The 25,616-nt window shown below is 61.1% G+C and carries 23 protein-coding genes; 12 read left to right on the forward strand and 11 right to left on the reverse strand.

What is annotated here, in order from left to right; genetic code table 11:
* The first annotated feature begins 60 nt into the window (after positions 1-60).
* Genes GAL_RS00120 through hpaH form a run of 5 tightly spaced genes read left to right on the forward strand, consistent with a single transcriptional unit; the run spans position 61 to position 4,589 of the window.
* Entirely contained in the window at positions 61-450 is a 390-nt protein-coding gene (locus GAL_RS00120) for a 5-carboxymethyl-2-hydroxymuconate Delta-isomerase (RefSeq protein ID WP_024095580.1), read from the forward strand.
* A complete protein-coding gene (gene hpaE / locus GAL_RS00125) occupies positions 447-1,958 on the forward strand; it encodes a 5-carboxymethyl-2-hydroxymuconate semialdehyde dehydrogenase (protein ID WP_024095581.1) in 1,512 nt (503 codons plus the stop codon). The genes GAL_RS00120 and hpaE overlap by 4 nt, the downstream gene beginning before the upstream one ends.
* Positions 1,958-2,941, forward strand: a complete 984-nt coding sequence (gene hpaD, locus GAL_RS00130; protein ID WP_024095582.1) for a 3,4-dihydroxyphenylacetate 2,3-dioxygenase — start codon at positions 1,958-1,960, stop codon at positions 2,939-2,941. Before hpaE ends, hpaD begins: the two co-directional genes overlap by 1 nt.
* Entirely contained in the window at positions 2,938-3,792 is an 855-nt protein-coding gene (locus tag GAL_RS00135) for a fumarylacetoacetate hydrolase family protein (protein WP_024095583.1), read from the forward strand. The genes hpaD and GAL_RS00135 overlap by 4 nt, the downstream gene beginning before the upstream one ends.
* Positions 3,789-4,589, forward strand: coding sequence for a 2-oxo-hept-4-ene-1,7-dioate hydratase (gene hpaH, locus GAL_RS00140; protein WP_024095584.1), 801 nt, complete (start codon positions 3,789-3,791; stop codon positions 4,587-4,589). Before GAL_RS00135 ends, hpaH begins: the two co-directional genes overlap by 4 nt.
* Before the next feature lie 96 nt (positions 4,590-4,685).
* Here the strand turns inward: hpaH and GAL_RS00145 are convergent, their stop codons facing one another.
* From GAL_RS00145 to trhO, 3 genes are all read right to left on the reverse strand, one after another.
* A complete protein-coding gene (locus GAL_RS00145; protein ID WP_024095585.1) occupies positions 4,686-5,675 on the reverse strand; it encodes a Hint domain-containing protein in 990 nt (329 codons plus the stop codon).
* Between the two features lie 4 nt (positions 5,676-5,679).
* Positions 5,680-5,889 (reverse strand): hypothetical protein, encoded by a 210-nt coding sequence (locus GAL_RS00150; RefSeq protein WP_024095586.1) that lies wholly within the window; start codon positions 5,887-5,889, stop codon positions 5,680-5,682.
* A 293-nt stretch (positions 5,890-6,182) separates the two neighbouring features.
* The gene (gene trhO, locus GAL_RS00155) at positions 6,183-7,097 is read right to left on the reverse strand and encodes an oxygen-dependent tRNA uridine(34) hydroxylase TrhO (protein ID WP_024095587.1); all 915 of its coding nucleotides are present in this window, start codon (positions 7,095-7,097) and stop codon (positions 6,183-6,185) included.
* A 121-nt stretch (positions 7,098-7,218) separates the two neighbouring features.
* Here trhO and pncA point away from each other — a divergent pair, with 121 nt between their 5' ends.
* The 3 genes from pncA (at position 7,219) to pncB (ending at position 11,503) form a co-directional block, all read left to right on the forward strand.
* On the forward strand, positions 7,219-7,824 hold the full coding sequence (gene pncA, locus GAL_RS00160) for a bifunctional nicotinamidase/pyrazinamidase (protein WP_024095588.1): 606 nt from the start codon (positions 7,219-7,221) through the stop codon (positions 7,822-7,824).
* A gap of 59 nt (positions 7,825-7,883) precedes the next feature.
* Positions 7,884-10,148: a PAS domain-containing hybrid sensor histidine kinase/response regulator gene (locus tag GAL_RS00165; RefSeq protein ID WP_024095589.1), complete on the forward strand. Its 2,265-nt coding sequence runs from the start codon at positions 7,884-7,886 to the stop codon at positions 10,146-10,148.
* Between the two features lie 65 nt (positions 10,149-10,213).
* Entirely contained in the window at positions 10,214-11,503 is a 1,290-nt protein-coding gene (gene pncB, locus GAL_RS00170) for a nicotinate phosphoribosyltransferase (protein ID WP_024095590.1), read from the forward strand.
* Between the two features lie 126 nt (positions 11,504-11,629).
* On the opposite strand, the gene GAL_RS00175 is transcribed toward pncB, so the two are convergent.
* The 5 genes from GAL_RS00175 to GAL_RS00195 form a co-directional block, all read right to left on the reverse strand.
* The gene (locus tag GAL_RS00175; RefSeq protein ID WP_024095591.1) at positions 11,630-13,087 is read right to left on the reverse strand and encodes an aldehyde dehydrogenase family protein; all 1,458 of its coding nucleotides are present in this window, start codon (positions 13,085-13,087) and stop codon (positions 11,630-11,632) included.
* Positions 13,080-13,553, reverse strand: coding sequence for a GNAT family N-acetyltransferase (locus tag GAL_RS00180; protein ID WP_024095592.1), 474 nt, complete (start codon positions 13,551-13,553; stop codon positions 13,080-13,082). The genes GAL_RS00175 and GAL_RS00180 overlap by 8 nt, the downstream gene beginning before the upstream one ends.
* Positions 13,550-15,157, reverse strand: coding sequence for an ABC transporter ATP-binding protein (locus GAL_RS00185; RefSeq protein WP_024095593.1), 1,608 nt, complete (start codon positions 15,155-15,157; stop codon positions 13,550-13,552). The genes GAL_RS00180 and GAL_RS00185 overlap by 4 nt, the downstream gene beginning before the upstream one ends.
* Entirely contained in the window at positions 15,154-15,969 is an 816-nt protein-coding gene (locus GAL_RS00190; protein WP_024095594.1) for an ABC transporter permease, read from the reverse strand. Before GAL_RS00190 ends, GAL_RS00185 begins: the two co-directional genes overlap by 4 nt.
* Positions 15,970-16,090: 121 nt before the next feature.
* Complete coding sequence (locus GAL_RS00195) at positions 16,091-17,038, reverse strand: ABC transporter permease (RefSeq protein WP_024095595.1); 948 nt, start codon at positions 17,036-17,038, stop codon at positions 16,091-16,093.
* A 196-nt stretch (positions 17,039-17,234) separates the two neighbouring features.
* Between GAL_RS00195 and GAL_RS00200 the strand changes: the two genes are divergently transcribed.
* On the forward strand, positions 17,235-18,419 hold the full coding sequence (locus GAL_RS00200; protein WP_040104294.1) for an acetoin utilization protein AcuC: 1,185 nt from the start codon (positions 17,235-17,237) through the stop codon (positions 18,417-18,419).
* A 71-nt stretch (positions 18,420-18,490) separates the two neighbouring features.
* On the opposite strand, the gene GAL_RS00205 is transcribed toward GAL_RS00200, so the two are convergent.
* The gene (locus GAL_RS00205; protein ID WP_024095597.1) at positions 18,491-19,969 is read right to left on the reverse strand and encodes an ABC transporter substrate-binding protein; all 1,479 of its coding nucleotides are present in this window, start codon (positions 19,967-19,969) and stop codon (positions 18,491-18,493) included.
* A 160-nt stretch (positions 19,970-20,129) separates the two neighbouring features.
* Between GAL_RS00205 and panB the strand changes: the two genes are divergently transcribed.
* The 3 genes from panB to glpK all read left to right on the forward strand — a co-directional run bounded on the left by panB (position 20,130) and on the right by glpK (position 23,409).
* On the forward strand, positions 20,130-20,993 hold the full coding sequence (panB, locus tag GAL_RS00210) for a 3-methyl-2-oxobutanoate hydroxymethyltransferase (RefSeq protein WP_024095598.1): 864 nt from the start codon (positions 20,130-20,132) through the stop codon (positions 20,991-20,993).
* 6 nt (positions 20,994-20,999) lie between these two features.
* Positions 21,000-21,857, forward strand: a complete 858-nt coding sequence (gene panC, locus GAL_RS00215) for a pantoate--beta-alanine ligase (protein WP_024095599.1) — start codon at positions 21,000-21,002, stop codon at positions 21,855-21,857.
* Between the two features lie 67 nt (positions 21,858-21,924).
* A complete protein-coding gene (gene glpK / locus GAL_RS00220) occupies positions 21,925-23,409 on the forward strand; it encodes a glycerol kinase GlpK (protein WP_024095600.1) in 1,485 nt (494 codons plus the stop codon).
* 112 nt (positions 23,410-23,521) lie between these two features.
* On the opposite strand, the gene GAL_RS00225 is transcribed toward glpK, so the two are convergent.
* Complete coding sequence (locus GAL_RS00225; RefSeq protein ID WP_024095601.1) at positions 23,522-24,787, reverse strand: flavin-dependent oxidoreductase; 1,266 nt, start codon at positions 24,785-24,787, stop codon at positions 23,522-23,524.
* A gap of 102 nt (positions 24,788-24,889) precedes the next feature.
* Complete coding sequence (idi, locus tag GAL_RS00230) at positions 24,890-25,438, reverse strand: isopentenyl-diphosphate Delta-isomerase (protein WP_024095602.1); 549 nt, start codon at positions 25,436-25,438, stop codon at positions 24,890-24,892.
* Between the last annotated feature and the right edge of the window lie 178 nt (positions 25,439-25,616).

Genomic DNA, 25,616 nt, shown 5'->3' on the forward strand with positions numbered 1-25,616 from the left:
CGGGCGATTTTTTACTTAACTTGATAAGTAATATATGGCCAATAACCTGCAGGATCCGTGATGCCGCATTTCCAGATCGAATATTCTGCCAACCTTGAAGGGGCGCTGGACATGACGGCACTCTGCGAGGCGCTCCGTGCCGAAGCAGCGCAGATTGAGACCTTTCCCACCGCCGGGATCCGCGTTCGCGCCGTTCGGGTGGACCATGTGGCGATAGCAGATGGCAATCCGGCGCACGGGTTCATTGACCTGTCCATCCGCCTGCGCGCCGGGCGCAGTCATGCGGTCAAGAAAGACGCCACTGCGCGCATATTTTCTGTGCTCCGCGATTTTGCCCGCACCGCGATGGAGAGCCACTCCATCGCCCTTTCTGTGGAGATGCGCGACATCGATGCGGAGCTCTCACCCAAATTCGGAAACATCCGCGACCATCTGGAGGACAAGGCATGAGCCAGCTTGACAGCAATATCGGCAAATTGGACGGCTATCTTGCGCGGTTCCGCGACACGGGGATCCGGAATCGGATCGCAGGCGCGGATGTGGCTGGAGGGGCTGGCGTATTCCAGAGCATATCCCCAGTCGACAAAAGCGTGATCTGTGATGTGGCGCATGGAACGGCAGCTGACATTGATGCTGCCGCTCAGGCGGCGCAGCAGGCCTTCGCGGAATGGCGGGATTTGCCTGCGCTTCAGCGCAAGAAAATTCTGATCCGCATTGCCGAGGGCATTGAGGCGCGTGCAGAGGAGATTGCACTCTGTGAATGCTGGGACATCGGCCAAGCCTATAAATTCATGTCCAAGGCCGCCCTGCGCGGTGCCGAGAACTTTCGCTATTTTGCCGATCAGGTGGTGCAGGCCCGGGACGGGCAGCACCTGCAATCCCCGACGCTGATGAATGTGACCACCCGCCTCCCCATCGGCCCGGTTGGGGTGATCACCCCGTGGAACACACCGTTTATGCTCTCAACGTGGAAGATTGCGCCGGCGTTGGCCGCCGGCTGCACGGTTGTTCATAAACCCGCCGAAGCCTCGCCCCTGACAGCCCGCCTTCTTGTCGAAATCGCCGAGGAGGCCGGCCTGCCCCCCGGCGTGCTGAACACGGTCAATGGGTTTGGCGATGAGGCAGGCAAAGCGCTTTGTGAGCACCCAGCGATCAGGGCCATCGCCTTTGTGGGCGAGTCGCGCACTGGCAGTCTGATCACCAAACAGGGCGCGGACACACTGAAACGCAACCATCTCGAACTGGGCGGCAAAAACCCCGTCATCGTTTTTGAGGATGCAGATCTTGAGCGCGCGCTGGATGCGGTGATTTTCATGATCTACTCGATCAACGGGGAACGCTGCACCTCATCGTCACGGTTGCTGATACAAGAGAGCATCAGGGCCGATTTTGAGGCCCGTCTGATCGACCGCGTCAATACCATCAAGGTTGGTCACCCGCTGGACCCCACGACAGAAATCGGCCCGCTTGTCAGCGAAGAGCATTTCAACAAGGTCACCAGCTATTTTGACATCGCGGCAGAAGACGGTGCAACAATTGCGGCCGGCGGTGAAACCGTTGGCGAAGCAGGGTATTTCATAAGGCCGACGCTATTCACGGATGCGCGCAATGACATGCGCATCGCTCAGGAGGAGATCTTCGGCCCGGTGCTGACATCGATCCCGTTTACCACCGAAGAGGAAGCGCTGGCGCTGGCCAATGACACCGCGTACGGGCTGACCGGCTATCTCTGGACCAATGACCTGACCCGAGCCTTACGTTTCACTGACAGGCTGGAAGCAGGCATGATCTGGGTAAACTCCGAAAATGTCCGGCACCTGCCGACCCCGTTTGGTGGCGTAAAGGCATCCGGAATTGGTCGCGACGGCGGCGATTGGTCGTTTGAATTCTACATGGAGCAAAAGCACATCGGTTTCGCCACCGGCTCCCACAAGATTACGAAGTTAGGAGCACTCTAATGCCTGTCCCAGCCCCAAATCTCTATCCCGACTTCAACACCATTCGTCTCAGCCATGTCTGCCTGAACGTCAAAGATCTGGCCGCGTCTCAAAAATTCTATACTGAAATCCTTGGCCTGCAGGTCAGTGATGCGGCTGAAAACCGCATCTATCTGCGCGCGATGGAGGAACGCGGCCACCATTGCGTGATCCTGCAGCAATCGGACCAGCCGGGCACAGTCGAGGTGATGGGGTTCAAGACCTTTGATGAGGAAGATCTGGATCGCGCGGATGCCTATTTCCGTAAGAAGGGGCGGCCAACCGAATGGGTGCAGCGCCCGTATCAGGGGCGTACACTGCTGACCTCGGATAACATGGGTATCCCGCTGGAGTTCTATCACAAAATGGACCGGCTGGCACCGATCCACCAGCAATACGCGCTCTATCGCGGGGTGAAGCCACTGCGGATCGACCATTTCAACTGCTTCAGCCATGACGTAGATGCCTCGGTCGGCTTCTACAGTGATTTCGGCTTTCGGGTGACGGAATACACCGAAGATGAAGAGAGCAAGAAACTCTGGGCGGCCTGGCTGCATCGCAAAGGTGGCGTGCATGACATGGCCTTCACCAATGGCACCGGCCCGCGCATGCACCATGTTGCCTTCTGGGTGCCAAACCCGCTCAATATCATCGACCTGCTCGATCTGATGGCGACCACCGGCTATGTCGACAATATCGAACGTGGGCCGGGGCGGCACGGCATTTCCAACGCCTTCTTCCTCTATATCCTAGATCCCGATGGCCACCGGATCGAAATCTACTGTTCCGATTATCAGACCGTCGATCCTGACCTTGAGCCGATCAAATGGGATCTGAAGGATCCGCAGCGCCAGACGCTCTGGGGAGCGCCCGCCCCGGAAAGCTGGTTCAAACATGGCAGCCGTTTTGTCGGGGTCACGCCGAGGGAGTCGGAGTTGAAAGCCAGCCCGATCATCGCGCCATGAAGTTTGCAAGTTACAGCGCCGATGGGCAGAATTTCTACGGGGCCGCAACCGATGACGGGATGATCGCGCTCAGCCCGGACTTCCCGCAATGGCCGACCCTTCTGGATGTGGTGCGGGATGGTGGGCTGGATCAGCTGACGGTCACAGCCGAGGGCAGATCCGTCACCCATACAGATGTGCAGTTCGACATGGTGCTGCCCAATGCGCGGCGTATTCTCTGCGTCGGGGTGAATTTTCCAGACCGCAACGCCGAATACAAAGACGGCAGTGAGCAGCCGAAATACATGTCGTTGTTTCCCCGCTTCGCCAGCGGCTTCACCGGTCACAACCGCCCTCTTATCCGCCCGCCCGAGAGCCATATGCTCGATTACGAAGGCGAGGTTGCCATCATTATTGGCAAAGGAGGGCGGCGTATCGCGCAGGCCGACGCCTATGACCATATTGCGGCGTTGACCATCTGTAATGAGGGCACCATCCGCGATTGGGTGCGGCACGCAAAATTCAACGTCACTCAGGGCAAGAACTGGGATAACTCGGGTGCCATCGGCCCCTGGCTTGTACCTTTCAATGATCCTGCGCAGTTGGACACCGCACGGATCATTACGCGTGTGAACGGTGATATCCGGCAGGACGATGTCCTGTCGCGTATGATGCACCCGATCCGGCGGGAGATCGAATATATCTCCACCTTTATGACGCTGGAGCCGGGCGATGTCATCGTGACCGGCACGCCGACCGGATCCGGCGCGCGGCTTGATCCGCCTCAGTTCCTGAAGCCCGGCGATGTGGTTGAGGTCGAAGTGACAGGGATCGGTACTCTCAAAAACACGATTGAGGACGAACAGCCATGACACCGCAGGACCACGCGCAGGCCGCTGCGGATTTATTGCAGGCGGAGAAGACCGGCCAGCAGATTGGATTGCTCAGCTTGCGGCACCCGGAGATGGACATGGATGATGCCTATGCGATCCAGTCAGCGATCCATCAGGCCAAGCTGGCCCAGGGGCGCCGGGTCATCGGGTGGAAAATCGGGCTCACGTCGAAGGCGATGCAATATACCCTGAATATCGACATTCCAGACAGCGGTATCCTCTTTGATGATATGCTGTTTGCTGATGGTGGGCGTGTGCCCAACGGACGTTTTATCCAGCCGCGAGTTGAAGCGGAAATCGCCTTTGTCATGAAAACCGCGATTGGCGGCAGCAGTGTCACGCGCGCCGAGGTTTTGACAGCCACCGACTATGTTGCGCCCGCCCTCGAAATTCTTGATACCCGCATCGCGCGCCAGGACCATGCCACCGGCCAAAGCCGGAATGTCTTTGACACCATTAGCGACAACGCCGCCAATGCGGGTGTTGTGTTGGGCGCTCAGCGTCATGATGTTGCGGCCTTTGACTTGCGTTGGGTCGGGGCGATCACCAGCCGGAATGGCGAGGTCGAGGAGACCGGTCTCGGGGCGGGTGTTCTCAACGATCCGGTCGAAAGTGTGGTCTGGCTGGCGCGCCGCATGGCGCAATACGGCCAACGGATTGAACCTGGTCAGATCGTCTTGTCCGGCAGCTTTATCCGCCCTGTCGAATGTCCGTCTGGCACAGAAATCGCTGCGGATTTCGGCCCCTTCGGCACAGTAGAGATCGGTTTTGCATAATAATATCTGACGACCGAAAACGATCCGGCGCACTCTGCTAGCTCAGTTGAATTCTTCCGAGGATACCCCAGCCTGCGATGGCCGGCCGGGCGTAGGTCATAGCGCCGCTGTTGGGATGCCCCCAAGGACGGGTTTGTTGTTCTTCAGATGGCGCGCCACGAGCTGGCGTTGCTGTCTGCCGCTGGGGATCGGGCAGGCAGACCGGGCTGGAGCCTGTGCGGCAAGCAGCTCGGGAAACAGAAGTGTGACTTCCTCATAGGCTTCCGGGGATAGGGTCTTCAGCGCCTCGGCGCCGGTGAATAGGCTCTCGGTCGGGGCGCCTTCGGCGAAGATGACCTCGTGTTGGTCGCATAGCAGGTGGAAATACTCGACCGCCTCTGCGTTCGGCTCGGCAAAAATACCGGGAAGCTCCGTCAGGCGCACCGCAGCCACCAGCACCTCAGGGGCGACAAACATCCGCTCCGAGATTTTCGACGACACCAGCATCCGGTGCTGTCGCGAGACCAGAAGGTCGCGCTCCGGCAATCCGTGCCCCAGCGCTCCGGCGGTGATTCTGACAGGCCTCAGTTTGGGATTGTCCGTCACCTCAGCTGCCGACAGCTTGCGACTCATCACCATGCGCAGAGGCTGGTAGCTGCCGTCCGCGACCCGAACCCGATCCCCGGCAACAAGGGCCTCGACCGCCATCTGGCCACGATCCGTTTCGATCAGCGTGCCACGGACAAAACAGGTGATGTCGGAATAGTTCCAGCCCGTGGTATGGTTCTGATAGCTGCCCAGCGTTGCGCCGACCGTAAACTCTGAGTCCGGTCCGGGTACAAAATACCAATTGCCACCGGTATTGAAGAAATAGAATGTTTCTACATGTGCGGTGCCGCCAGTGTCAGTGAAGGAGACATTGATCGCATAAGGTGAACCCGTAGATCCGTTGAAGGCACCACCGTTGATACTGATGCTTTCACTGCCGTCGCCAGCCCCCTGATAGGCCGCGTCGTCATCGTCCAAGGTGGCAGTGTAGGAGGTGTTGTACTGGGCATTATAGCCCGTCCCGCTCCATCTGAAGGCTGTGACTGTATATTGTGGCATCGCGCTACCCTCGCGGTCCGGTATCGGTGGGGTCACTCCCCGACGGAGATTGGTCTGATAGTGATTTGAACAGTTGGCGCAGACCGGCTGGGGTCAATTTATACTGGATTGCATCCGCTCCCAGATCAGCCTCAACCGGCTGACGCTCCGCCGGATCGACCTCAACCCCGTTGCGGGATTTCAGTTCAGCGCAGAATGCTGCGTTCTTGCTCATCGCCATAAACCTCGGCTCACTCTTCAGGCAGGACTCTCTACCACTTTAGGGCAGTGTACCGTTTCTCCAAACACATTATCGTTTGTACCACTGCCCGCATATCGCACGCATACCGGCTAGCGCTCGGGTGATACCTAACCCTAAGGAATTTAACCGGGGTTTTTCATGGCGACAATGGGGGGCATATGTCCCCGCATGGGACTGTTGCACCCCGGTCTGTTGGCACCCCGGTCTGGTGCCGGGTGTTTATGTTGGGCAGGCACAGAACACTGGCTCCCGCCCTTGCATCAGGATCAGCGCAGCGGCAGATGCCCCAGATGATCCTCACCGCGCTGCCGCGCCAGTTTCATCTGTTTCTGGCGTTCACGAAACCGGGCCTTGTCCGCTTCTGAGGTTTCGTCGATGCAAAGATGGCAGGATACGCCCTGTTCAAAGGCGGGGTTGGCCTTGTCCTCAGGCAGAATGGGACGGCGGCAGCCGTTGCACAGCTCATGCGGGCCTTCCTGCAATCCGTGACCAACAGACACCCGGCTGTCAAAGACGAAACATTCGCCATTCCAACTGCTGTCCTCTTTCGGCATTTCCTCGAGGTAGCGCAGGATGCCACCTTTCAGGTGATAGACATCCTCAACACCCTGACCAATGAGGAAGTTGGTGGATTTCTCACAGCGGATACCGCCGGTGCAGAACATCGCCACGCGTTTGTTGTGGAACCGGTCCTTGTTCTGCTCCCACCAGGCGGGGAACTCGCGAAAACTCTCGGTCTTAGGATCGATGGCACCTTCAAAGCTGCCGATGGCAACTTCGTAGTCATTACGGGTGTCGATCACCACCACATCGTCTGAACGGATCAGATCGTTCCAGTCTTCCGGCTCCACATAGTTGCCGACGCGGGCGCGCGGATCGATGTCCGGTTGGCCCATGGTCACGATCTCTTTTTTCAGGCGCACCTTCATCTTGCCAAAGGGGGGCTTGTCGCTGCTGGCTTCCTTCCAGTCCAGATCGCCGCATCCCGGCAGCGCCCTGATATGCGCGAGCACCGCATCAATCCCGGCCCGCGGGCCGGCAATGGTGCCATTGATCCCTTCCTGAGCCAGCAGCAAGGAGCCTTTTACCTGCTGTGCATCGCAGAGCGTCAGCAGCGCCGGTTTGATGGCGGCAGGATCGTCGAAACGGGTGAAGTGGTAGAGCGCAGCAATCGTATACATGGCGCCGCTTTACACCAAGCAGACAAGCCGCTGCAAGGTCACGGGCCGCGACATCGGTGCAGCTTTGTTGACGGGTGGGTTTGCGACGCGTACCCCTGTTACCAAAGTTGCGGAGACCCTTATGACCAAAGCCTTGATCGTGATTGATGTGCAGATGGATTTTTGCCCGGGCGGCGCTCTGGCGGTGCCGGAGGGGGATCAGGTTGTGGCCCCGATCAATGCGATGATGGCGCAATATGATGCGGTTCTGATGACCCAGGATTGGCATCCAAGCGACCACAGCTCCTTTGCCTCGCAGCATTGCGATTCTGAGGCTTATGATATAGTCGAGATGCCCTATGGCCCGCAGGTTCTGTGGCCGGATCACTGTGTGATCGACAGCGCGGGCGCCCAGTTTCATCCAGATCTGGACCTGCGCGGCGATCTCATCCTGCGCAAAGGCTACCGACGTGAGATCGACAGCTACTCAGCGTTCTTTGAAAATGACCAGAGCACGGCAACCGGCTTGCACGGCTATCTGCAGGAGCGTGGGATTTCGGATCTGACGCTGGTTGGGCTGGCGACGGATTTCTGCGTTGCCTTCTCGGCGCTGGATGCCGCGCGGCTGGGATATGATGTGACGGTTGACCTGACGGCTTGTCGGGCGATTGATCTGGATGGATCGCTGGCGGCTGCTATATCAAAGATGCAGGCGGCTGGCGTGCACCTGCGGCGTGCCCTTGGGTAAGTTGTTAACGAATTGACGATAATTAAGAGACTCGTCGTCATCAGGGACCTAGCAAGCAGATGTCGCAGGCCGATGCGCTCAAAAACGGGCCATTAGATACCTATAACAGGCGATACAGCCAGCGCGGGCTGCTCAACCGGTATGCGGATGGGCGGGCCCAATATTTTGCCTATCGCCAAATGACGATGGCGGGGCTGGCGGCCTTGATCGGGCTGCTGACCTTTCCGCTGGTTGGTCTGCTGGTCTTTCTCGTCGCCTTTTTAGGGGACATGTTGGATACCGTCTACCTCGCTCGGGCCACGCCCATAGGGGAGAATGCGCGCTTTCGGCATGTGCAGGTGATCAGCGCGATCACCGCTGCAATTCAGGCCCTGTCGCTGGCGTTTCTGGCCTGGTCTCCGTCGGTCTTCATGCATTCTGAGGATCACCTGCATCAGGCCCATGCCACGCCGCTTTTCACTGTAGGTATTCTGGTCGGTGCGGCCATCAATGCCACCGTGATCCTGCCCTATAATGTGTCTGCCGGCATCACCCGGCTGGCGATCTACGGTCTGACACCCCTGGCCATGATCGCGCTTGAATCCCACGCCGAAACCGGCGGCGGGATGGAGGAGGTGCACCTGTTCCAGATCGCTGGTCTGGGGGTGCTCTATTTCAGTGTCTTTTTCTTCGTCAGCTTTATCGTCGGACGCTACAACCGCAGCCGCAAAAACACTCTGGCCATGGCGCTGCAGCACAAGCAGCTCGCTCAGATCAACGCCAAGCTGCAGGCTCAGCAGCTGCAATCCCAGCGGCTGGCCTTGGTGGCGGAAAACGCCAATGACAGCGTGTTTCTCATGGATGAGGAGGGGCGGATCAGCTGGGTGAATGAGGCGTTTACCCGGATCACGGGCTTTCGCTATGATGAGGCGATTGGCAAGATGCCGGGCGCGTTGCTCAACGGGGATGACACCGATATGGCGGTGGTCCGCGCGCTGGAAAAGGGGCGTGCCACTGGCAAACCCTTCCGGCTGGAGATCTGCAACCGACGCAAGGATGGCCAGCTTCTGTGGCTGGAAACCAATCAGGTGCCGATGTTGCGTGACGATGGCACGGTGGAAACCATCATTGCCGTTGAACGTGATGTTACTGCCGCCAAGCAGTATGAACAGCAGCTGAAAGATGCCCGGATTGCCGCAGAAGAAGGCGCCAGGGTGAAATCCGAATTCCTTGCCACCATGTCCCATGAAATCCGGACCCCGATGAATGGTGTCATCGGCATGGCGCAGATGCTCGAACGCACCGATCTGGACGACGAACAGAAACTCTATGCCGACACCATCCTCGGCTCGGCGCGCACCCTTCTGTCGTTGATCAACGATGTGCTTGATCTGTCGAAGATGGACGCCGGTGAGGTGATCCTCAGCGAGGTGGACTTTGATCTGCCTGCCTGTTTCCAGCAGACCCTGCAGCTGTTTGAACCGCAGGCACAGGAGAAGGGTATCACCCTTGATCTGGATATTGCGCCCGACGTACCGCGTATCATCAACGGCGATGACCGGCGTCTGCGTCAGGTACTGTTGAACCTGATTGGCAATGCGGTGAAATTCACCGAGGCGGGGGGCGTCGGGGTGGCCGTCACAACCAGCCGGGTGGGCGACCGATTGCGGCTGCGCTTCTCCGTGACCGACACTGGCATCGGCATCGCCAAGGAAAAGCAGGATCAAATCTTCGAACGCTTCTCTCAGGCCGATGCGGCGATCACCCGACGGTTTGGCGGTACTGGCCTGGGTCTCACCATATCGCGCCTGCTGTGCGAGGCGATGGGGGGCGAGATCGATGTCACCTCTGATCCGGGCAAAGGATCCTGTTTTTCGGTGCATCTGCGGATGCAGCCTGCCACCGGATCTGACCTCACCGAGGCCGCCGACGCTGCCCAACACGCGGGACGCTCCCTGCAGGGGATGCGGATCCTGGTGGCAGAGGACAACCGGATCAACCGTCTTCTTGTGGAAAAATACCTTCAGGATGAACCTGTTACGCTTGAATTTGCCGTGGACGGAGCGGAGGCGATGGAGAAAACGCCTGATTTTGACCCCGATGTGATTTTGATGGATATGTCGATGCCGGTGATGAACGGGCTGGATGCCACCCGCAATATTCGTGAGATGGACATTCGTCAGCCGGTGATCGCGGCGCTGACCGCCAACGCCTTCGACTCCGACCGTGAGGCTTGTTTAACAGCCGGCATGGATGATTTCCTGAGTAAGCCGATCAATCGCGATGATCTGCTGGCAGTTCTGCGCAAACACTGTCCGGCACAGGGGCGCCGCGCCACTGGCTGATTTCCTTTGCTCAGGGCTGCGGCCTGTTTTATCAACCATTGAAACACGATGGATGAGGCCCGCCTGTGGACATTGCAACCCGCGTCTATAACCACAAGTGGAAGATCGACCCGATCGTACGATCCCTGATCGATACGGATTTCTACAAACTGCTGATGTGCCAGTCGGTGTTCCGCAATCGTCGTGACACTCATGTGCGGTTTTCGCTGATCAATCGCTCCAAACATATCCCGCTGGCGGATCTGATCGACGAGGGCGAGCTGCGTGAACAGCTGGACCACATCCGCTCCCTGTCGCTGTCGCGCGGCGAAAGCACCTGGCTGCGCGGCAACACCTTCTATGGCAAGCGCCAGATGTTCCGTCCCGATTTTATGGAGTGGTTCGAAGGGCTGCGCCTGCCCCCCTATGAGCTGGAGCGCAAAGGCGACCAATATGAGCTGACGTTTGAGGGCAAATGGCCTGAGGTCATGCTCTGGGAAATTCCGGCGCTCTCGGTGCTGATGGAACTGCGCAGCCGCGCGGTGATCAACAGCATGGGCCGGTTTGAACTCCAGGTTCTTTATGCCCGCGCGATGACCCGCGTCTGGGAAAAAATCGAGCAGCTGCGCGATATTGATGGCCTCAGCATCGCCGATTTTGGCACCCGCCGCCGCCACGGGTTTCTCTGGCAGGATTGGTGCGTGCAGGCCATGATGGAAGGGCTGGGCGACAAATTCACCGGCACCTCCAACTGCCTTATTGCGATGCGCCGCGAGGTGGAGGCCATCGGCACCAATGCCCATGAACTCCCCATGGTCTATTCTGCGCTGGCAGAGGATGATGCGGCCCTTGCACAGGCGCCTTATGACGTGCTGTCCGACTGGCATGATGAACACGAAGGCAATCTGCGCATCATCCTGCCCGACACATATGGCACCAAGGGGTTTCTGGATCGCGCGCCCGACTGGTTGGCGGGGTGGACCGGGATCCGTATCGACAGCGGCGATCCGGCCAGCGGCGCGGAAACCGCCATTCGCTGGTGGCAGGACCGTGGCGAGGACCCTCAGAACAAGCGGGTGATCTTCTCCGATGGGCTGGATGTGGCCAAGATCAAGGAACTGCACGCGCAATTCTCAAATCGCACTAAAGTGTCTTTTGGCTGGGGAACGCTGCTCACCAATGATTTCCGCGGGCTGGTGCCGAACGATGCGCTGGCCCCCTTCTCTCTGGTGTGCAAGGCGGTGTCCGCTGATGGCAACCCCACTGTGAAACTCTCCGACAACCCGGAAAAGGCGATGGGACCGGCGGATGAAATAGACCGCTATAAACGCGTCTTTGGCGTTGGGGAGCAGCAAAGTCAGGCGGTAATTGTCTAGCAATACTTCGCGTATTTTGCGGCCTGTCTGGCAATGTTCCCAATAAGTTGCGGCAACGGATCTGCCCCAATGTTTCGCAGGCGAAACAATTGGGCAGATCCTATGACCTAAACGCCGGGCGTCAGTCTAGCCGTGATACGCCGCGACCGTTTTCAGCTGCGAAAACCCATATAGCGCCTCAAAGCCCTTCTCGCGGCCATGGCCGGATTTTCCAACCCCGCCAAAGGGCAGCTCAACCCCGCCGCCTGCACCGTAGTTGTTCAGGAACACCTGACCCGCGCGCAGGCGTTTGGCCAGCCGCATCTGCCGCGCACCGTCGCGGGTCCAGAGGCCTGCAACCAATCCGTAGTCTGTGCTGTTGGCGATCCTGATCGCCTCGGCCTCATCCTCAAACGGGATCAGCACCTGCACCGGGCCAAAGATCTCCTCCTGCGCCAGCGGATGATCTGACGCGACGTCGGCAAACAGTGTTGGGCACACATAGGCGCCACTGTCGCTGGCCTCCTCGCTCAGCACACCCTGGGCCGCAATCGTCAGGTCCGCACCTTTGGCCAGATAGCCTTCAACGATCTCTTTCTGGCGGGCGGAAATCAGCGGTCCCAGACGCAGATCAGACAGGGCTGGCCCTACGGTCAGCTGGCTGTAGGCCTCGGCCATCGCGGCGCGCAGCTGATCATAGACACCGCGCTGCACCAGAATGCGCGAGGCGGCAGAACAGGTCTGACCGGCATTCTGAATTCCGGCATTCACAAGGAAGGGCAGGGCAGCATCCAGATCGGCATCGTCAAACACCAGCTGCGGGGACTTCCCGCCCAGTTCCAGAGTAACAGGCACCACATTGGCCCCTGCCGCCTGCTGCACCAGCGCGCCGGTGCTGACCGACCCGGTGAAGGAGATATGATCAACACCCGGATGCCCTGCCAGCGCCGCGCCGACCTCGGCACCTATGCCGGGCACCACGTTCAGCGCACCTGCGGGCAACCCGGCTTCAACCGCGATCTGGGCAAAGGCAAGCGCGGTCAGGCAGGCTTCCTCAGCGGGTTTCAGAACGCAGGCATTTCCCATCGCCAGCGCAGCCCCGACCGAGCGGCCAATGATCTGCATCGGATAGTTCCAGGGCACGATATGCCCCGTCACCCCATGCGGTTCGCGCAGGGTGTAGACGGTGTAGCCGGACTGATAGGGAATGGTTTCGCCATGCAGTTTATCCGCCGCACCACCGTAGAATTCCAGATACCGCGCCAGCGCCACCGCATCGGCGCGCGCCTGTGTCAGGGGTTTGCCAACGTCCATCGCCTCCAGCTGGGCAAGGGTCTCGACTCGCTCCAGCACCATCGCACCCATCCGGGTCAGTAGTCGTCCGCGTTCGGTTGCGGTCATCTCTCCCCAATCACCCTCCAGAGCGGCGCGCGCTGCGGTGACAGCAGCATCAATGTCGCGCCTGTCCCCACGCGCGATCTGGCAGAGGGGGCTGCCATCCGACGGGTTTGTCAGCGGTAGCGTGTCGCCCCCGGCAGGCGCGTGCCAGCTGCCACCAATCAGGCAGAGTGCGGGATCGAACCAAAGTGGTGCTGCGTCAGTCATTCTGGTCTCCTGCAATGTAGAAGCTGTAACTCTTGATCTGATGGTCGGTGAACGGGGCGCCATCGCGCAGTTGCTCAACCCCTTTGAGCGCACTCAGACAGGTGCCCCAGAAGGCCACTGCATTGGGGGAGCCTGCGGAAATGCCCATGCGCCAGTAGCCGGGAAATTCGGCAAAGATCAGGCTGGCCGCTGCATGGCCGTAGCCCTGCCTGCGGTAGGTCGGATCAATGGCAAATTCGGACAGTTCACGGCGATCATCGGGCAGGTTCAGCACAATGGCAAATCCGATGCGATCCTCCTCCTGACGGATCCAGAACGCGGTGACATCCTTGCGGTGCAGCATCTGGCCTGCGCGCTCACTCGGGTCGATCCGAAGCTCGGGCGAGATTTCGGAGTAATAGCGGGTCAGCGCCGCCGCAAGCCGCGCGCGTTCGCGGGGCAGGATCAAGGTCAGTCGAAAGCTCATGCCGCCCCCGTTTCCAGATCAGGCAGTACCGGGGCGGCGGCGATCAGGGATTGCGTGTAGGAATGTTGAGGATTGCAAAAGAGGTCTTCGGTATCGCCCTGTTCCACGATCCGGCCCTTTTGCATGACTAGACACCGGTCGGTCATGCTGCGCACCACATGCAGATCGTGGCTGATGAACAGATAGCTGAGCCCATAGGTGCGGCACAGGTCGGCCAGCAGATCAAGGATCTGCGTGCGCACGGAGACATCCAGCGCTGACACCGCCTCGTCAAACAGGATCAGATCAGGCCGGGTGATAAGCGCGCGGGCAATGGCAATGCGCTGGCGCTGACCGCCGGAGAACTGGTGAATATAGCGCCCCGCATCATCGGGGGTGAGGCCAACCGCGCTGAGCGCCTCAGCCACGCGGTCGTCCCGGTCCTGTCCGGTGGGGGCGTCAGGCACCCCATGGAAAGGTTCGGTGATCAGCCTTGCCACGTTGTGGCGGGGGTTGAAGCTGCCGAAGGGGTCCTGAAACACCACCTGCATCTTGCGCCGCTGTTCTGCCGTCAGCCCCTTGCCCGAAAGCAGGGTGCCATCCAGCAGGATCTCCCCGCCTTGCAGCGGCTCCAGCCCCAGAATAGCGCGGGTCAGGGTGGATTTCCCGCAGCCGGATTCCCCGACCAGCCCCAGCCGCTCACCTTGGTGCAGGGCGAAACTGACGTGATCCACCGCGCACATGTGCTCTGCTGGTGCGAACAGGCGTTTGCGGGGCAGAGGATAGTCCCGCACCGCCTCGCGGACCTCCAGCAGCGGCGTTCTGTGCGGATCCGTTGCCGTGGCGGCGGGCAGGTCGGCCTGATGGTTCGATGCGGCAAAGAGCTTCTGGGTATAGGGATGGCGGCGCGTGGCAAGGAGCTGCGCGGTGGTGCCGGTCTCCACCACTTCGCCCTTGCGCATGACCACGATATGATCCGCCAAATCAGCCACAATCGCCAGATCATGGGTGATGATGATCATCCCCATGCCGTAGTCCCGCACCAGATCGCGCAGCAGGTCGAGGATCTGCGCCTGTGTGGTCACATCCAGCGCGGTTGTCGGCTCATCCGCGATGAGCAGGGCGGGGCGCATGGCAATGGCCATGGCAATGACCACCCGTTGACGCTGCCCACCAGACAGCTCATGCGGATACCGGCTGAGCGGGAAGCGCTCCGCTGGTAGGCCAACCCGGTCCAGCAGGCTGCGCGCCTCTGCTTCGGCATCTGCTTTGGTGGCGCTGCTGTGCAGCAGGAGGGTTTCCATCACCTGATCACCGATGCTCTGCACCGGGTTGAGCGCGCTCATCGGTTCCTGAAACACCATGCCGACCTTGCGCCCGCGCAGATCGCACATCTGCTCCTCGCTCAGCGACAGGAGATCCTGCCCCTCAAGGCTGAGATGCCCCGACAGACGCGTGCAATTGGGCAGGAGGCGCAGAATGGTCAGCGCGGTCAGGGATTTCCCGGACCCGCTTTCGCCGGTGATGGCGAGGATCTCACCAGGCTCCACCGACAGGGAAACCTCCCGCAGGATCGGAAAGGCTCCGATGGAGAGTGACAGGTTGGTGATATCAAGAAGGGTCATGCGCGGCCGTCCTGCAATTTGGGATCAAGCCAGTCACGCAGCCCGTCCCCCATCAGGTTCAATCCCAGAACGGTGAGGATGATCGCACAGCCCGGCACCAGCGCCATATGCGGCGCGAGGCTGACCATGGTCTGCGCATCCGCCAGCATCCGTCCCCAGCTGGGCACCGGGGGTTGCGCGCCAAGGCCGACATAGCTGAGGCCGGCTTCGGCCAGAATGCCGAGCGAGAACTGGATGGTGCCTTGTACGATCAGCAGGTTGGCGACATTGGGCAGGATATGTTCGGCTGAAATTCTGGCGGATCCCTTGCCAGCGACACGGGCCGCCAGAATGAACTCCCGCTGCCAGAGCGACAGCGCCGCGCCGCGGGTGACGCGGGCAAAGACGGGGATATTGAAAATGCCGATGGCGATGATTGCATTGATCGCACCGGCGCCAAGGATGGCGGTGATCAGGATGGCGATCACCAGCGAGGGGAAGGCAAAGACCAGATCATTGGCTCGCATGATGCCTTCGTCCAGCCAGGAGCCACGCTTGGCAGCTGCGGCCAGACCAACGGGCACGCCAAGCCCCATGCCGATCCCCACCGCCACCAGCGCCACCGCAATCGAGGTGCGCGCGCCGACCATGATCATCGACAGGATATCGCGACCAAAGTGATCGGTCCCCAGCCAGTGTAGGGCGTTTGGCGCTTGCAGTTTGGCGGGGATGTTCATCGTGGTGTGGTCGTAAGGTGTCCAGATGAACGACAGCAGTGCTGCCAGCACTACGAGTGCGGAGAGGATACCGCCAAGGATGAGGCTCCGGGTCATTGGCGGCCTCGCGTGTCGCGGAGTGGCTTGCGTCCGACCCTGGGTGGGTGCAAAGCGCCCTCCCGGGGGGAGGGTCGGGCGCTGCCCGGCTGTGCCGGGCATAAGGGAGAAATGTGGTTTGTCATCCGCGCCCCCGCAGTCTGGGATCGACCAGCGCATAAGTCAGATCGACAAGGAAATTCACCACGATCACCGCAAACACCAAGAGCATCACGACGCTTTCCACCACGATCAGATCACGGGCGGAAATGGCCTGAAACACCAGCCGCCCCAGACCGGGCAGGTAAAATACCTGCTCAATGATAATCGCGCCTGCGAGGAGGAAGGAAAACTGCAACCCGATGATGGTCAGTACCGGGATCAGCGCATTGCGCAGCCCGTGCCGCCAGAGCGCTTGGCGCTGGCTCAGCCCCTTGGCGCGGGCGGTGCGGATGAAATCCTCGCCCAGAATATCGAGGAGAGCCGAGCGCATGACGCGGGCCAGAATGGCCGCCTGCGGCAGGGCGAGCGCAATGGCAGGCAGGGTGAGGGAGTGCAGCGCGGCCAGCGGCCCTGCCTCCCAACCGACAAATCCCCCGGCGCTGAACCAGCGCAGATTGATGGCAAAGACCAGCACCAGCATCATCGCAAACCAGAAATTGGGCACTGCAACCCCCAGCTGGGTTGCGCCCATCACCGCGATATCACCGGACCTGCCCCGACGGGCGGCGGCATAGATGCCAGCGGGCAGGGCAATCAGCGTCGACAGCGTCAGCGCATAAAGCGCCAGCGGCAGCGACACCCAGAGCCGATCCGCGATCATCTGCGCAACCGGCGTGCGATAGGTGTAGGAGGTGCCGAAATCGCCCTGCAACATACCGGTGAACCAGCTGATGTAGCGGGCGAATTTCCCCTCATCCAATCCCAACTCACTGCGCAGCGCGGCGATGGTATCGGGTTGCGCGTTGATCCCCAGCATGAAGGATGCAGGATCCCCCGGCGCGATTTCAATCACGAAGAAGATCACCCAAGAGGCAATCACAAGGCTGACGATCAGCGACAGCAGGCGTTTGGCGATATAGCGTCCCATTGGCGGCAGGTTAGGGGGGCGCTGGGCGCGGGTCCAGAGCGGCCAAGCCCTGAGCTGGAGAAAACGGCAAAAACATTTATTTCACAGCGTCCTAGCATGATCGTAAAAGGCGAAGATGTGCGGCTATCGCGCGGCGGCTGCTGCTGTTGGATCTGCGGGGTTTGGCGCAGCACTGTTCCGCGCTATCTCTGGGCGCATGACACAAGTCCCTGCTGCTCCCGCTCTGTCTGCCACCGCTGATGCGGTCCCGCCCTCCAGCCCGCTGGAGGCGCCGATTTTTATTGGCTCTGAGATCTATCGTGGGTCCAGCTATAGGCGGATGCACCCGCTTCGGGTGCCGCGCGTGTCCACTGTGATGGATCTGACACGGGCGCTGGGCTGGTTGCCGTCGGCGCAGTATCAGACCTCGCCCCGCGCGAAACCGGCGGCGTTGGAACGCTGGCATAGCGCGGAGTATATCGCCGCGCTTCAGGCGGCGGAGCGGGCGCAGGCGGTGAGTGATGAGGTGAAGGCGCGACATCATATCGGAACGATTTCCAATCCGGTGTTCCCGGAGATTTTCCGCAGGCCGGCCACGGCGGCGGGCGGGTCGATCCTCGCGGGGGAGCGGTTGGCGGCAGGGGGCGTGATCTACAACCCGGCGGGGGGCACTCATCACGGGATGCCGGATCGGGCCAATGGGTTTTGCTATCTCAATGATCCGGTGCTGGCGATGCTGTCGCTGCGCCATCACGGCGCGCAGCGGATTGCCTATGTGGACATCGATGCTCATCATGCGGATGGGGTCGAGCATGGTTTTGTTGGCGATCCCGATGTGCTGATGATTTCAACCCATGAGGAGAACCTCTGGCCCAAGACCGGCCAGCTGGCTGATGATGCGGGCGGTAGCGCGCTGAACCTGCCGGTGCCACGCGGGTTCAACGATAGCGAGATGGCCTATATCCTTGAGGAGCTGATCCTGCCTGCGGTGGCAGATTTTGCGCCGGATGCGGTGGTCCTGCAATGCGGGGCGGATGCGGTTACCGAGGATCCGTTGGCGCATCTGGACCTGTCCAACACGGCACATTGGTCGGTGGTTGCGGCGCTGCGACCACTTGCGCCGCGCTATCTGGTGCTGGGCGGGGGCGGGTATAACCCCTGGTCGGTCGGGCGGCTTTGGACCGGGGTGTGGGCGACCCTGAACGGGCATGAGATCCCCGATCGTCTGCCACCAACGGCTGAAGAGGTCCTGCGCGGGCTTGAGTTCAAGGGGCACCGTCTGGGACGCAACCCACCGGAGCATTGGTTCACAACCTTGCGGGATACGCCCCGCCCCGGCCCTGTGCGGGATCAGATCCGGGAGTCGGTGGCGCTGCTGCGTCGGCGTCGTGGGCTTGGCTGAGAGGTTGCCAATAGACAACAGCGCCCGGTCCGGGCCGCTGTTGTTTCGGCTCTAATACAGGGGGTTTCGGCCTATTTTGCCCAGCTGACTCCGGTCAGGTCAGTGGCCTGTGTCGGGGCATTGGCCCAGAGCCCTTGCAAATCCGCCTTGGCCACGCTGAGTGCGGCGAGCTGGAACAGGAAGACGTTTACATGGTCCTGCGCGATGATCTCCTGCGCCTGTTGCAGCATCTTGGTGCGGGCGTTGGGATCGGTGGTGCCGGTCAGCTCTGCCATCAGATCCTGAAAGGCGGCGTTGTCATACTGGAAGTAGTAGTCGGGCCGGGCGTAAATGCCGATATCCATCGGTTCGGTGTGGCTGACGATAGACAGGCCAAAATTCTTGCCCCGGAACACCGTCTCCAGCCACTGCGCCCATTCCACATTGATGATCTCGGCGGTGATGCCGACCTCGGCCAGTTGCGCGGCGATGATCTCTCCCCCCCGGCGGGCGTAGGACGGCGGCGGCAGGTGCAGCGTGGTGGTGAACCCATCGGCAAAGCCCGCCTCAGCCAGCAGCGCGCGGGCCTTCTCCGGGTCATGGGCGCTGGTGCCAGTTAGATCCACATAGGCCGGGTTGTGGGGGGCGAAATGACTGCCGATCGGGGTGCCGTAGCCAAACATCGCGCCATCAATGATCGCCTGACGGTCAATCGCATGGGCCACGGCGGCGCGAACCTTGGCGTTGTCGAAGGGCGCTTGTTTGTTGTTGATCGACAGAATCGTCTCCCCCTCGGTCGAGCCGATGAGCACCCGAAACCGCGGATCGGCCTCAAACTGCGGCAGGTTCTCTGGTGCAGGGAAGGCGGAGAAGGCATCCACATCCTCGGCCATCATTGCGGCAAAGGCGGCGGTCGGATCGGAGATGAATTTGAAGGTCGCCGCACTCAGCGCCGGGGCCTCGCCCCAGTAGTCCGGGTTGCGGGCAAGGTCGATGCGGTCACCCTGCACCCAGTTGGTGAAGGTGAAGGCACCAGTGCCGACGGGGGCGGTCTTGATCGTGTCGATGCTCTCTGGCGCGACGATGACGGCGTCGCCCCATGCGAGGTTGAACAGAAGGTTGCCGTTGGGCTGTGACAGGGTGAGCTGCACCGTCAGCGGATCAATGACATCGACGCTGGCGATATCGGCAAACAGCGCTTTCTGGGCATTTGTGCTCTCCTCGGCGCGGGCGCGGTCGAGGCTGAATTTCACATCCTCTGCATCCATTGTGGTGCCATCATGGAAGGTCACGCCGTCGTGCAGGGTGAAGGTATAGGTCAGGCCATCCTCAGATATCTCCCAGCTTTCGGCGAGGCCGGGCACAACCGCGCCATCGCTCATGAAGCGGGTCAGCCCCTCAAAGACGTTGGAATAAAGCACCTGATCGATGGCACCGGCGGCGGCGCTGGTGGGATCAAGATGCGGCGGTTCCAGTTGCAGGGCGACGGTGACGGTGTCGCGCGCGGAGGCGGCTCCCGCCAGAATGGCCAGTGCGGAACTGGCGGCAAACAGGAATGGCAGTCGTGTCATCGGTGGTGTCTCCCTACTGTGATGGCCGTCTTTTGTGACCTTTCGGAAAACTGTTCCGCATTTTCCGTCAGGTAATCAAGGTTGACGGGACATTTCGCCCCCTAGAAGCGCGCAGCGTAAATTGCTAGCGGTGCGCAATGCGAACGGAGAGGACAGCATCATGAGTGCAACGGCCCGCAAAATGGCACCCAATGCCGAGGATATTCGCGCCCGCAAAGGCGGCACCCCGCTGGTGAGCCTGACTGCCTATACCACACCGATGGCGCAGTTCATGGATGGTCATTGCGATTTTGTGCTGGTGGGCGACAGTGTCGGCATGGTGCTGCATGGGCTGACGTCCACGCTGGGGGTCACGATGGAGATGATGATCTTGCACGGGCAGGCTGTGGCGCGCGGATTGAAACAGTCGATGATGGTCATCGATATGCCCTTTGCCAGTTATGAGGAAGGCCCCGCGCAGGCGTTTCGCAATGCCGCGCGGCTGATGGCGGAGACGGGCGCCGGCGCGGTGAAGCTGGAGGGTGGCGTGGAGATGGCGGAAACCATCCGCTTCCTTGTCAAACGCGGCATTCCGGTGATGGCGCATATTGGCCTGACGCCGCAGTCGATCAACACGCTTGGCGGTTACAAGGTGCAGGGCCGTGACGCGCAGGCGGAGGCGGTGCTGGCCGACGCCCATGCGGTGGCGGAGGCAGGCGCGTTTTCCGTCGTGTTGGAGAAGGTGCCGCAGGGGCTGGCGGATCGGATCACGGCGGAGGTGGCGATTCCCACCATTGGCATTGGTGCCAGTGCTGGCTGTGATGGTCAGATCTTGGTCGTGGATGACATGCTGGGATTTTTTACCGCCTTCAAGCCGAAGTTCGTGAAACGCTATGCCGATCTCGGCCCCTTGGCAGAGGCGGCCATTTCCGAGTATGCAGCCGAGGTGCGCGCGCGCAGCTTCCCCGCGCCCGAGCATGTGTTTGCAGATCAGGCCCCGGCTGTCGCCAAGACGGCCGCGCCCAAGGCCCCGCAAAAGGACTGACCCATCATGACTGCCCCGATTCTGCGCCGCCTGAGCGATCTGCGCGCGTTGCATTCCGACTGGCGCCGCGAGGGTGCCCGTATTGGCCTGGTGCCCACCATGGGCGCGCTGCACGAGGGGCATCTGTCGCTGGTCACCGCGGCCAAGGCAGCCTGCGACCGGGTCATTGTCACGATTTTTGTGAACCCCAAGCAGTTCAACAATGCCGAGGATCTGGCGAAATATCCCCGTACCGAGATGGCGGATGCGGAAAAGCTGGCCCCCTACGGTGTTGATGCGATCTATGTGCCGGATCCCGATCAGATCTACCCGGAAGGCTATGCGACCACTGTGTCGGTGGCCGGTCTGACCGATGTGCTGGAGGGCGAGTTTCGCCCCGGTCATTTCGACGGGGTGGCAACGGTGGTGGCCAAGCTGTTCCTGCAAAGCGGTGCGGATGCAGCGTTTTTTGGTGAAAAGGACTATCAGCAGCTGATGGTGGTCACCCGCATGGCGCGGGATCTGGACATTCCGATCACCGTGCAGGGCTGCGCCACCGTGCGCGAGGACTCTGGCTTGGCCATGTCGTCGCGCAATTTGCGGCTGTCACCTGGGGCGCTGGGCAAGGCTGGGCAGCTCTATCCGGTGCTGCGGGATCTGGCGAACCAGCTGCACGACGGTGCGGATTTCGGGGATATTGTTGCAGGCGCGCGCACCACGCTTGCGGGGGCCGGATTTGGCGAGATTGAGTATCTGGACCTGCGCTGCGCCGAAACACTGGCGCCGCTGTCCCGTCCGGATCGTCCGGCCCGTCTGCTGGTTGCGGCATGGCTGGATGGCATCAGGTTGATCGACAATATCGCTGTTAATCAACTAAATGATTAGTAGGGGCTGGTAGCGATAGCAGTTTTGCGTCTAATCTCTGCCCCAAACGACCCAGGGGAGGGGCAAGATGACATATATTCTGGCGATCGATCAGGGCACGACCTCGACCAGAGCGATCCTGTTTGATGGTAAGATGCAGGCGCAGGGCTCGGCTCAGCAGGAGTTCACCCAGCATTTCCCGCAGGCGGGCTGGGTGGAGCATGACCCGGAAGACCTGTGGTCCACAACGCTGGATGTCTGCCGCAAGGTAATGGCAGAGCAGGGCGTCACGGCGGAGGAGATTGCCGGGATCGGCATCACCAACCAGCGCGAAACGACGGTGGTCTGGGATCGTCATAGCGGCAAGCCAATCCACAATGCCATTGTCTGGCAGGACCGTCGCACCAGCCCGATCTGCGAAGAGCTGCGGGCCGCCGGGCATGAGGACAGCGTGCGGCAGAAAACCGGCCTGCTGCTGGATCCCTATTTCTCGGGTACCAAGCTGAAATGGATTCTGGACACGGTGCCGGATGCGCGCGCGCGGGCTGAGGCCGGGGATCTGCTGTTCGGGACCGTCGACAGTTTCCTGATCTGGCGCCTTACGGGTGGTGCGTCGCATGTGACTGATGCCACCAATGCCGCGCGGACTCTGATGTATGATATCCGCAAGGGCCGTTGGAGCAGCGAGATCTGTGGCTTCCTCGGTGTGCCGCGTGACATGCTGCCTGAGGTGAAGGACTGCGCCGCTGATTTCGGCACCACCAAGGCAGAGTTTCTGGGCGGCGAGATTGCCATTCTGGGGGTGGCTGGCGATCAGCAGGCCGCCACGATCGGACAGGCCTGTTTCCAGCCGGGGATGATGAAATCGACCTATGGAACGGGATGTTTTGCATTGCTGAACACCGGTGATACGCCGGTTGTGTCGCAAAACCGGATGCTGACCACCATCGCCTATCAGCTGAATGGCGCGCCGACCTATGCGCTGGAGGGTTCGATCTTTATCGCGGGTGCGGCGGTGCAATGGCTGCGGGACGGGCTTGGGATTATCGGCTCGGCGCAGGAAAGCGGTGCCCTGGCGCGCAATGCCGATCCGGGGCAGGACGTCATTCTTGTGCCGGCCTTTACCGGGCTTGGTGCGCCGTATTGGAAACCGGATTGCCGGGGCGGCATGTTTGGTCTGACCCGCAATTCGGGACCGGCGGAATTTGCCCGGGCCGCCTTGCAGAGCGTTGCCTATCAGACCCGCGATCTGTGGGAAGCCATGCGGGCGGATTGGGACGGAGAGAGCCTGGTAACCCTGCGGGTGGATGGCGGCATGAGTGCCAGCAATTGGACCATGCAGAGCCTTGCGGACCTATTGGGCGCTGCGGTGGACCGTCCGGTGATGCAGGAAACCACCGCGCTGGGTGCGGCCTGGCTGGCGGGAATGCGAGCCGGAGTCTATCCGGATCAGGCGGGCTTTGCCGAGACCTGGGCGCTGGATCAGCAGTTCACCCCTGAGATGGATGAGGATCGCCGCAGCGCTGCCTATGCGCGGTGGAAGCGCGCGGTTGAGGCTGTGATCGGGGTCTGAGGCGCTGCCGCAGGCGGGGGCTCCCGCCTGCCCCGCCACAGTCGTGGACTGTGCCTGCACAGTTGGGGGTGGCGCCGCGCGATGCGCGGCGTTCTCGTTGCTGAGAGGCGCGTCAGTCGCCTGAGGTGAGGCGACTGCCTGCGGGTATGGTGCGCGGGCGGGCGTTCAGCTCTTCAATCGAGAAGCCGGCGATGGATTTGTATTTTGCGGCGTGGGCGGCAAGCTCCGCCTGAGGGATTACTTCGCCTATATCGCTGAAGTCCCCACCACAGAGGTCTTCGACCTGTTGCAGCACGCCGTCGGGGCCACCGCCTGCGCGATTGGCCAGAGCGACGGCGGTTGTTACCGGGCGGACCGCCGCCTCATAGGTGCTCAGGGCCTGAGGTGTGACGCCATGGGCCAGCATCTGCGCGCCGATGATACGGGCATCGACGATGGCTTGGCTGGCACCGTTGGAACCTACGGGGTAGGTTGGATGGGCGGCGTCTCCAATCAGGCTGACAGGTCCATCCTGCCAGCGGGGCAGCGGGTCGCGATCCACCATTGGGTATTCGTAGACGATCTCAGCCCCGTTGATCAGCGCCGGGACGTTGATCCAGTCGAATTGCCAGTTGGCAAAATCAGGCAGGAAATCACGGATGTCGGCGGCGCGGTTCCAGCTTTCGCGGTTCCAGTGCGCGGATGGGTCGAACTGTTTTTCCGCGATCCAGTTGATGGTGGTGATGCCTGTATTGTCTGGCGCGCTGATGGGGTAGGCGACAAGGCGCAGCTGGTCGTGACCGATCATCGCCATGGCCGGGCCGCGGTGAAAGGCGGGGGCACGGGTGGTGGCGCGCCAGAGGATACGGCCATTCCAGATCGGCGCGCCCTCATCCGGGTACATCTGAGCGCGGATGGCGGAGTGGATCCCATCGGCGGCGATCAGCAGATCACCACGGGCGGAGCGGTCGCCCTCAAGGTGCAGGCAGGCGCCCTGATCCGAGGTGTCGAAGCCAGTGGCGCGTGCGCCTGTTGTGAGGACGCCATCGCCTGCGCGCGCTAGCAGCGCGTGGTAAAGCATCATCTGCAACGCGCCGCGATGGACGGAAAACTGTGGCCAGCTGTAGCCTGCGGCCTCGCCGCGCGGCTCCTCCCAGATGGTCTTGCCCAGTTTGGAGTAAAATCCCAGCTGGCGGGTGCGCACACCGATGGCGGAGAGCTCGGCCTCAAGCCCCAGATCAAAGAGTTCGCGCACCGCATTGGGTTGCAGATTGATGCCGACGCCCATCGGCTTCAGCGTTTCTGTGGCCTCATAGATGTGAAAGGGCACGCCCAATTCGTGCAGGGTGAGGCCAAGTGTCAGCCCGGCGATCCCTGCGCCTGCAATCATCACCGTCATCTGGCTCTCCCCGTTTCTGCGCGCTTGGCGGCATTAGAACCATGATGCGAGCGACGGAACAAGATGGGGAAATGCCGCGGTTAGAGCCTGATATCTGCGCGTCTACCCGTCCTCATTGCTGCCGAGGCTGAGGTCTGGGCCGAAGATCACGTCGGAGTAGTTGTTGAGATAGATTTTGAGCCAGGGGGTAAAGCGATCCGGGTGGCGCTGCACCTCGGCCAGAAGATCATGATAGTCGACCCAGCGGGTCTCCATCACTTCTTCGGGGTTGGGCGCCAGTTCTGGCGCGCGGTGCGCATGGGCGAGAAAGACATCCACCACCTCATGTTCGATCAGCCCGTTACCGACATCGGCACGGTATTCCAGATGGTGACGGAACTCGGGATAAAGCCCGGTGATGCCCAGTTCCTCTTCCATGCGGCGGACCGCGCAGGCCGAGGAGGCCTCACCCCATTGCGGGTGGGTACAGCAAGTGTTCGCCCAGAGACCGGGGGTATGATATTTGCCGAGCGCGCGGCGTTGCATCAGGATCTCGCCGCCCTTCACCACAAAGACCGAGACGGCCTTGTGCTTCAGCCCCTGTTCATGGGCGGCCAATTTGTCAACTGGCGTCAGGGTGCCATTCACCCAGGCGGGGATCTTGTGGGTCATTGCAGAAACTCGCAAGGATTGAGCAAGGAGGCGGGCGGCCAAGCCATCAGGCCGGGCGCGCGACATCGGGCAGATATGGTGGTCATCAGTCGGAGATCAATCCCACAAACGAGGCTGCCCGGATCGGCGGGTGAGTGGATGCAGGGGCCAAAGGCCCGCGCGGGACGGTCAATATCTC

Origin of the sequence: Phaeobacter gallaeciensis DSM 26640, from assembly GCF_000511385.1 — a bacterium.
In the GTDB taxonomy this organism is placed as follows: domain Bacteria; phylum Pseudomonadota; class Alphaproteobacteria; order Rhodobacterales; family Rhodobacteraceae; genus Phaeobacter; species Phaeobacter gallaeciensis.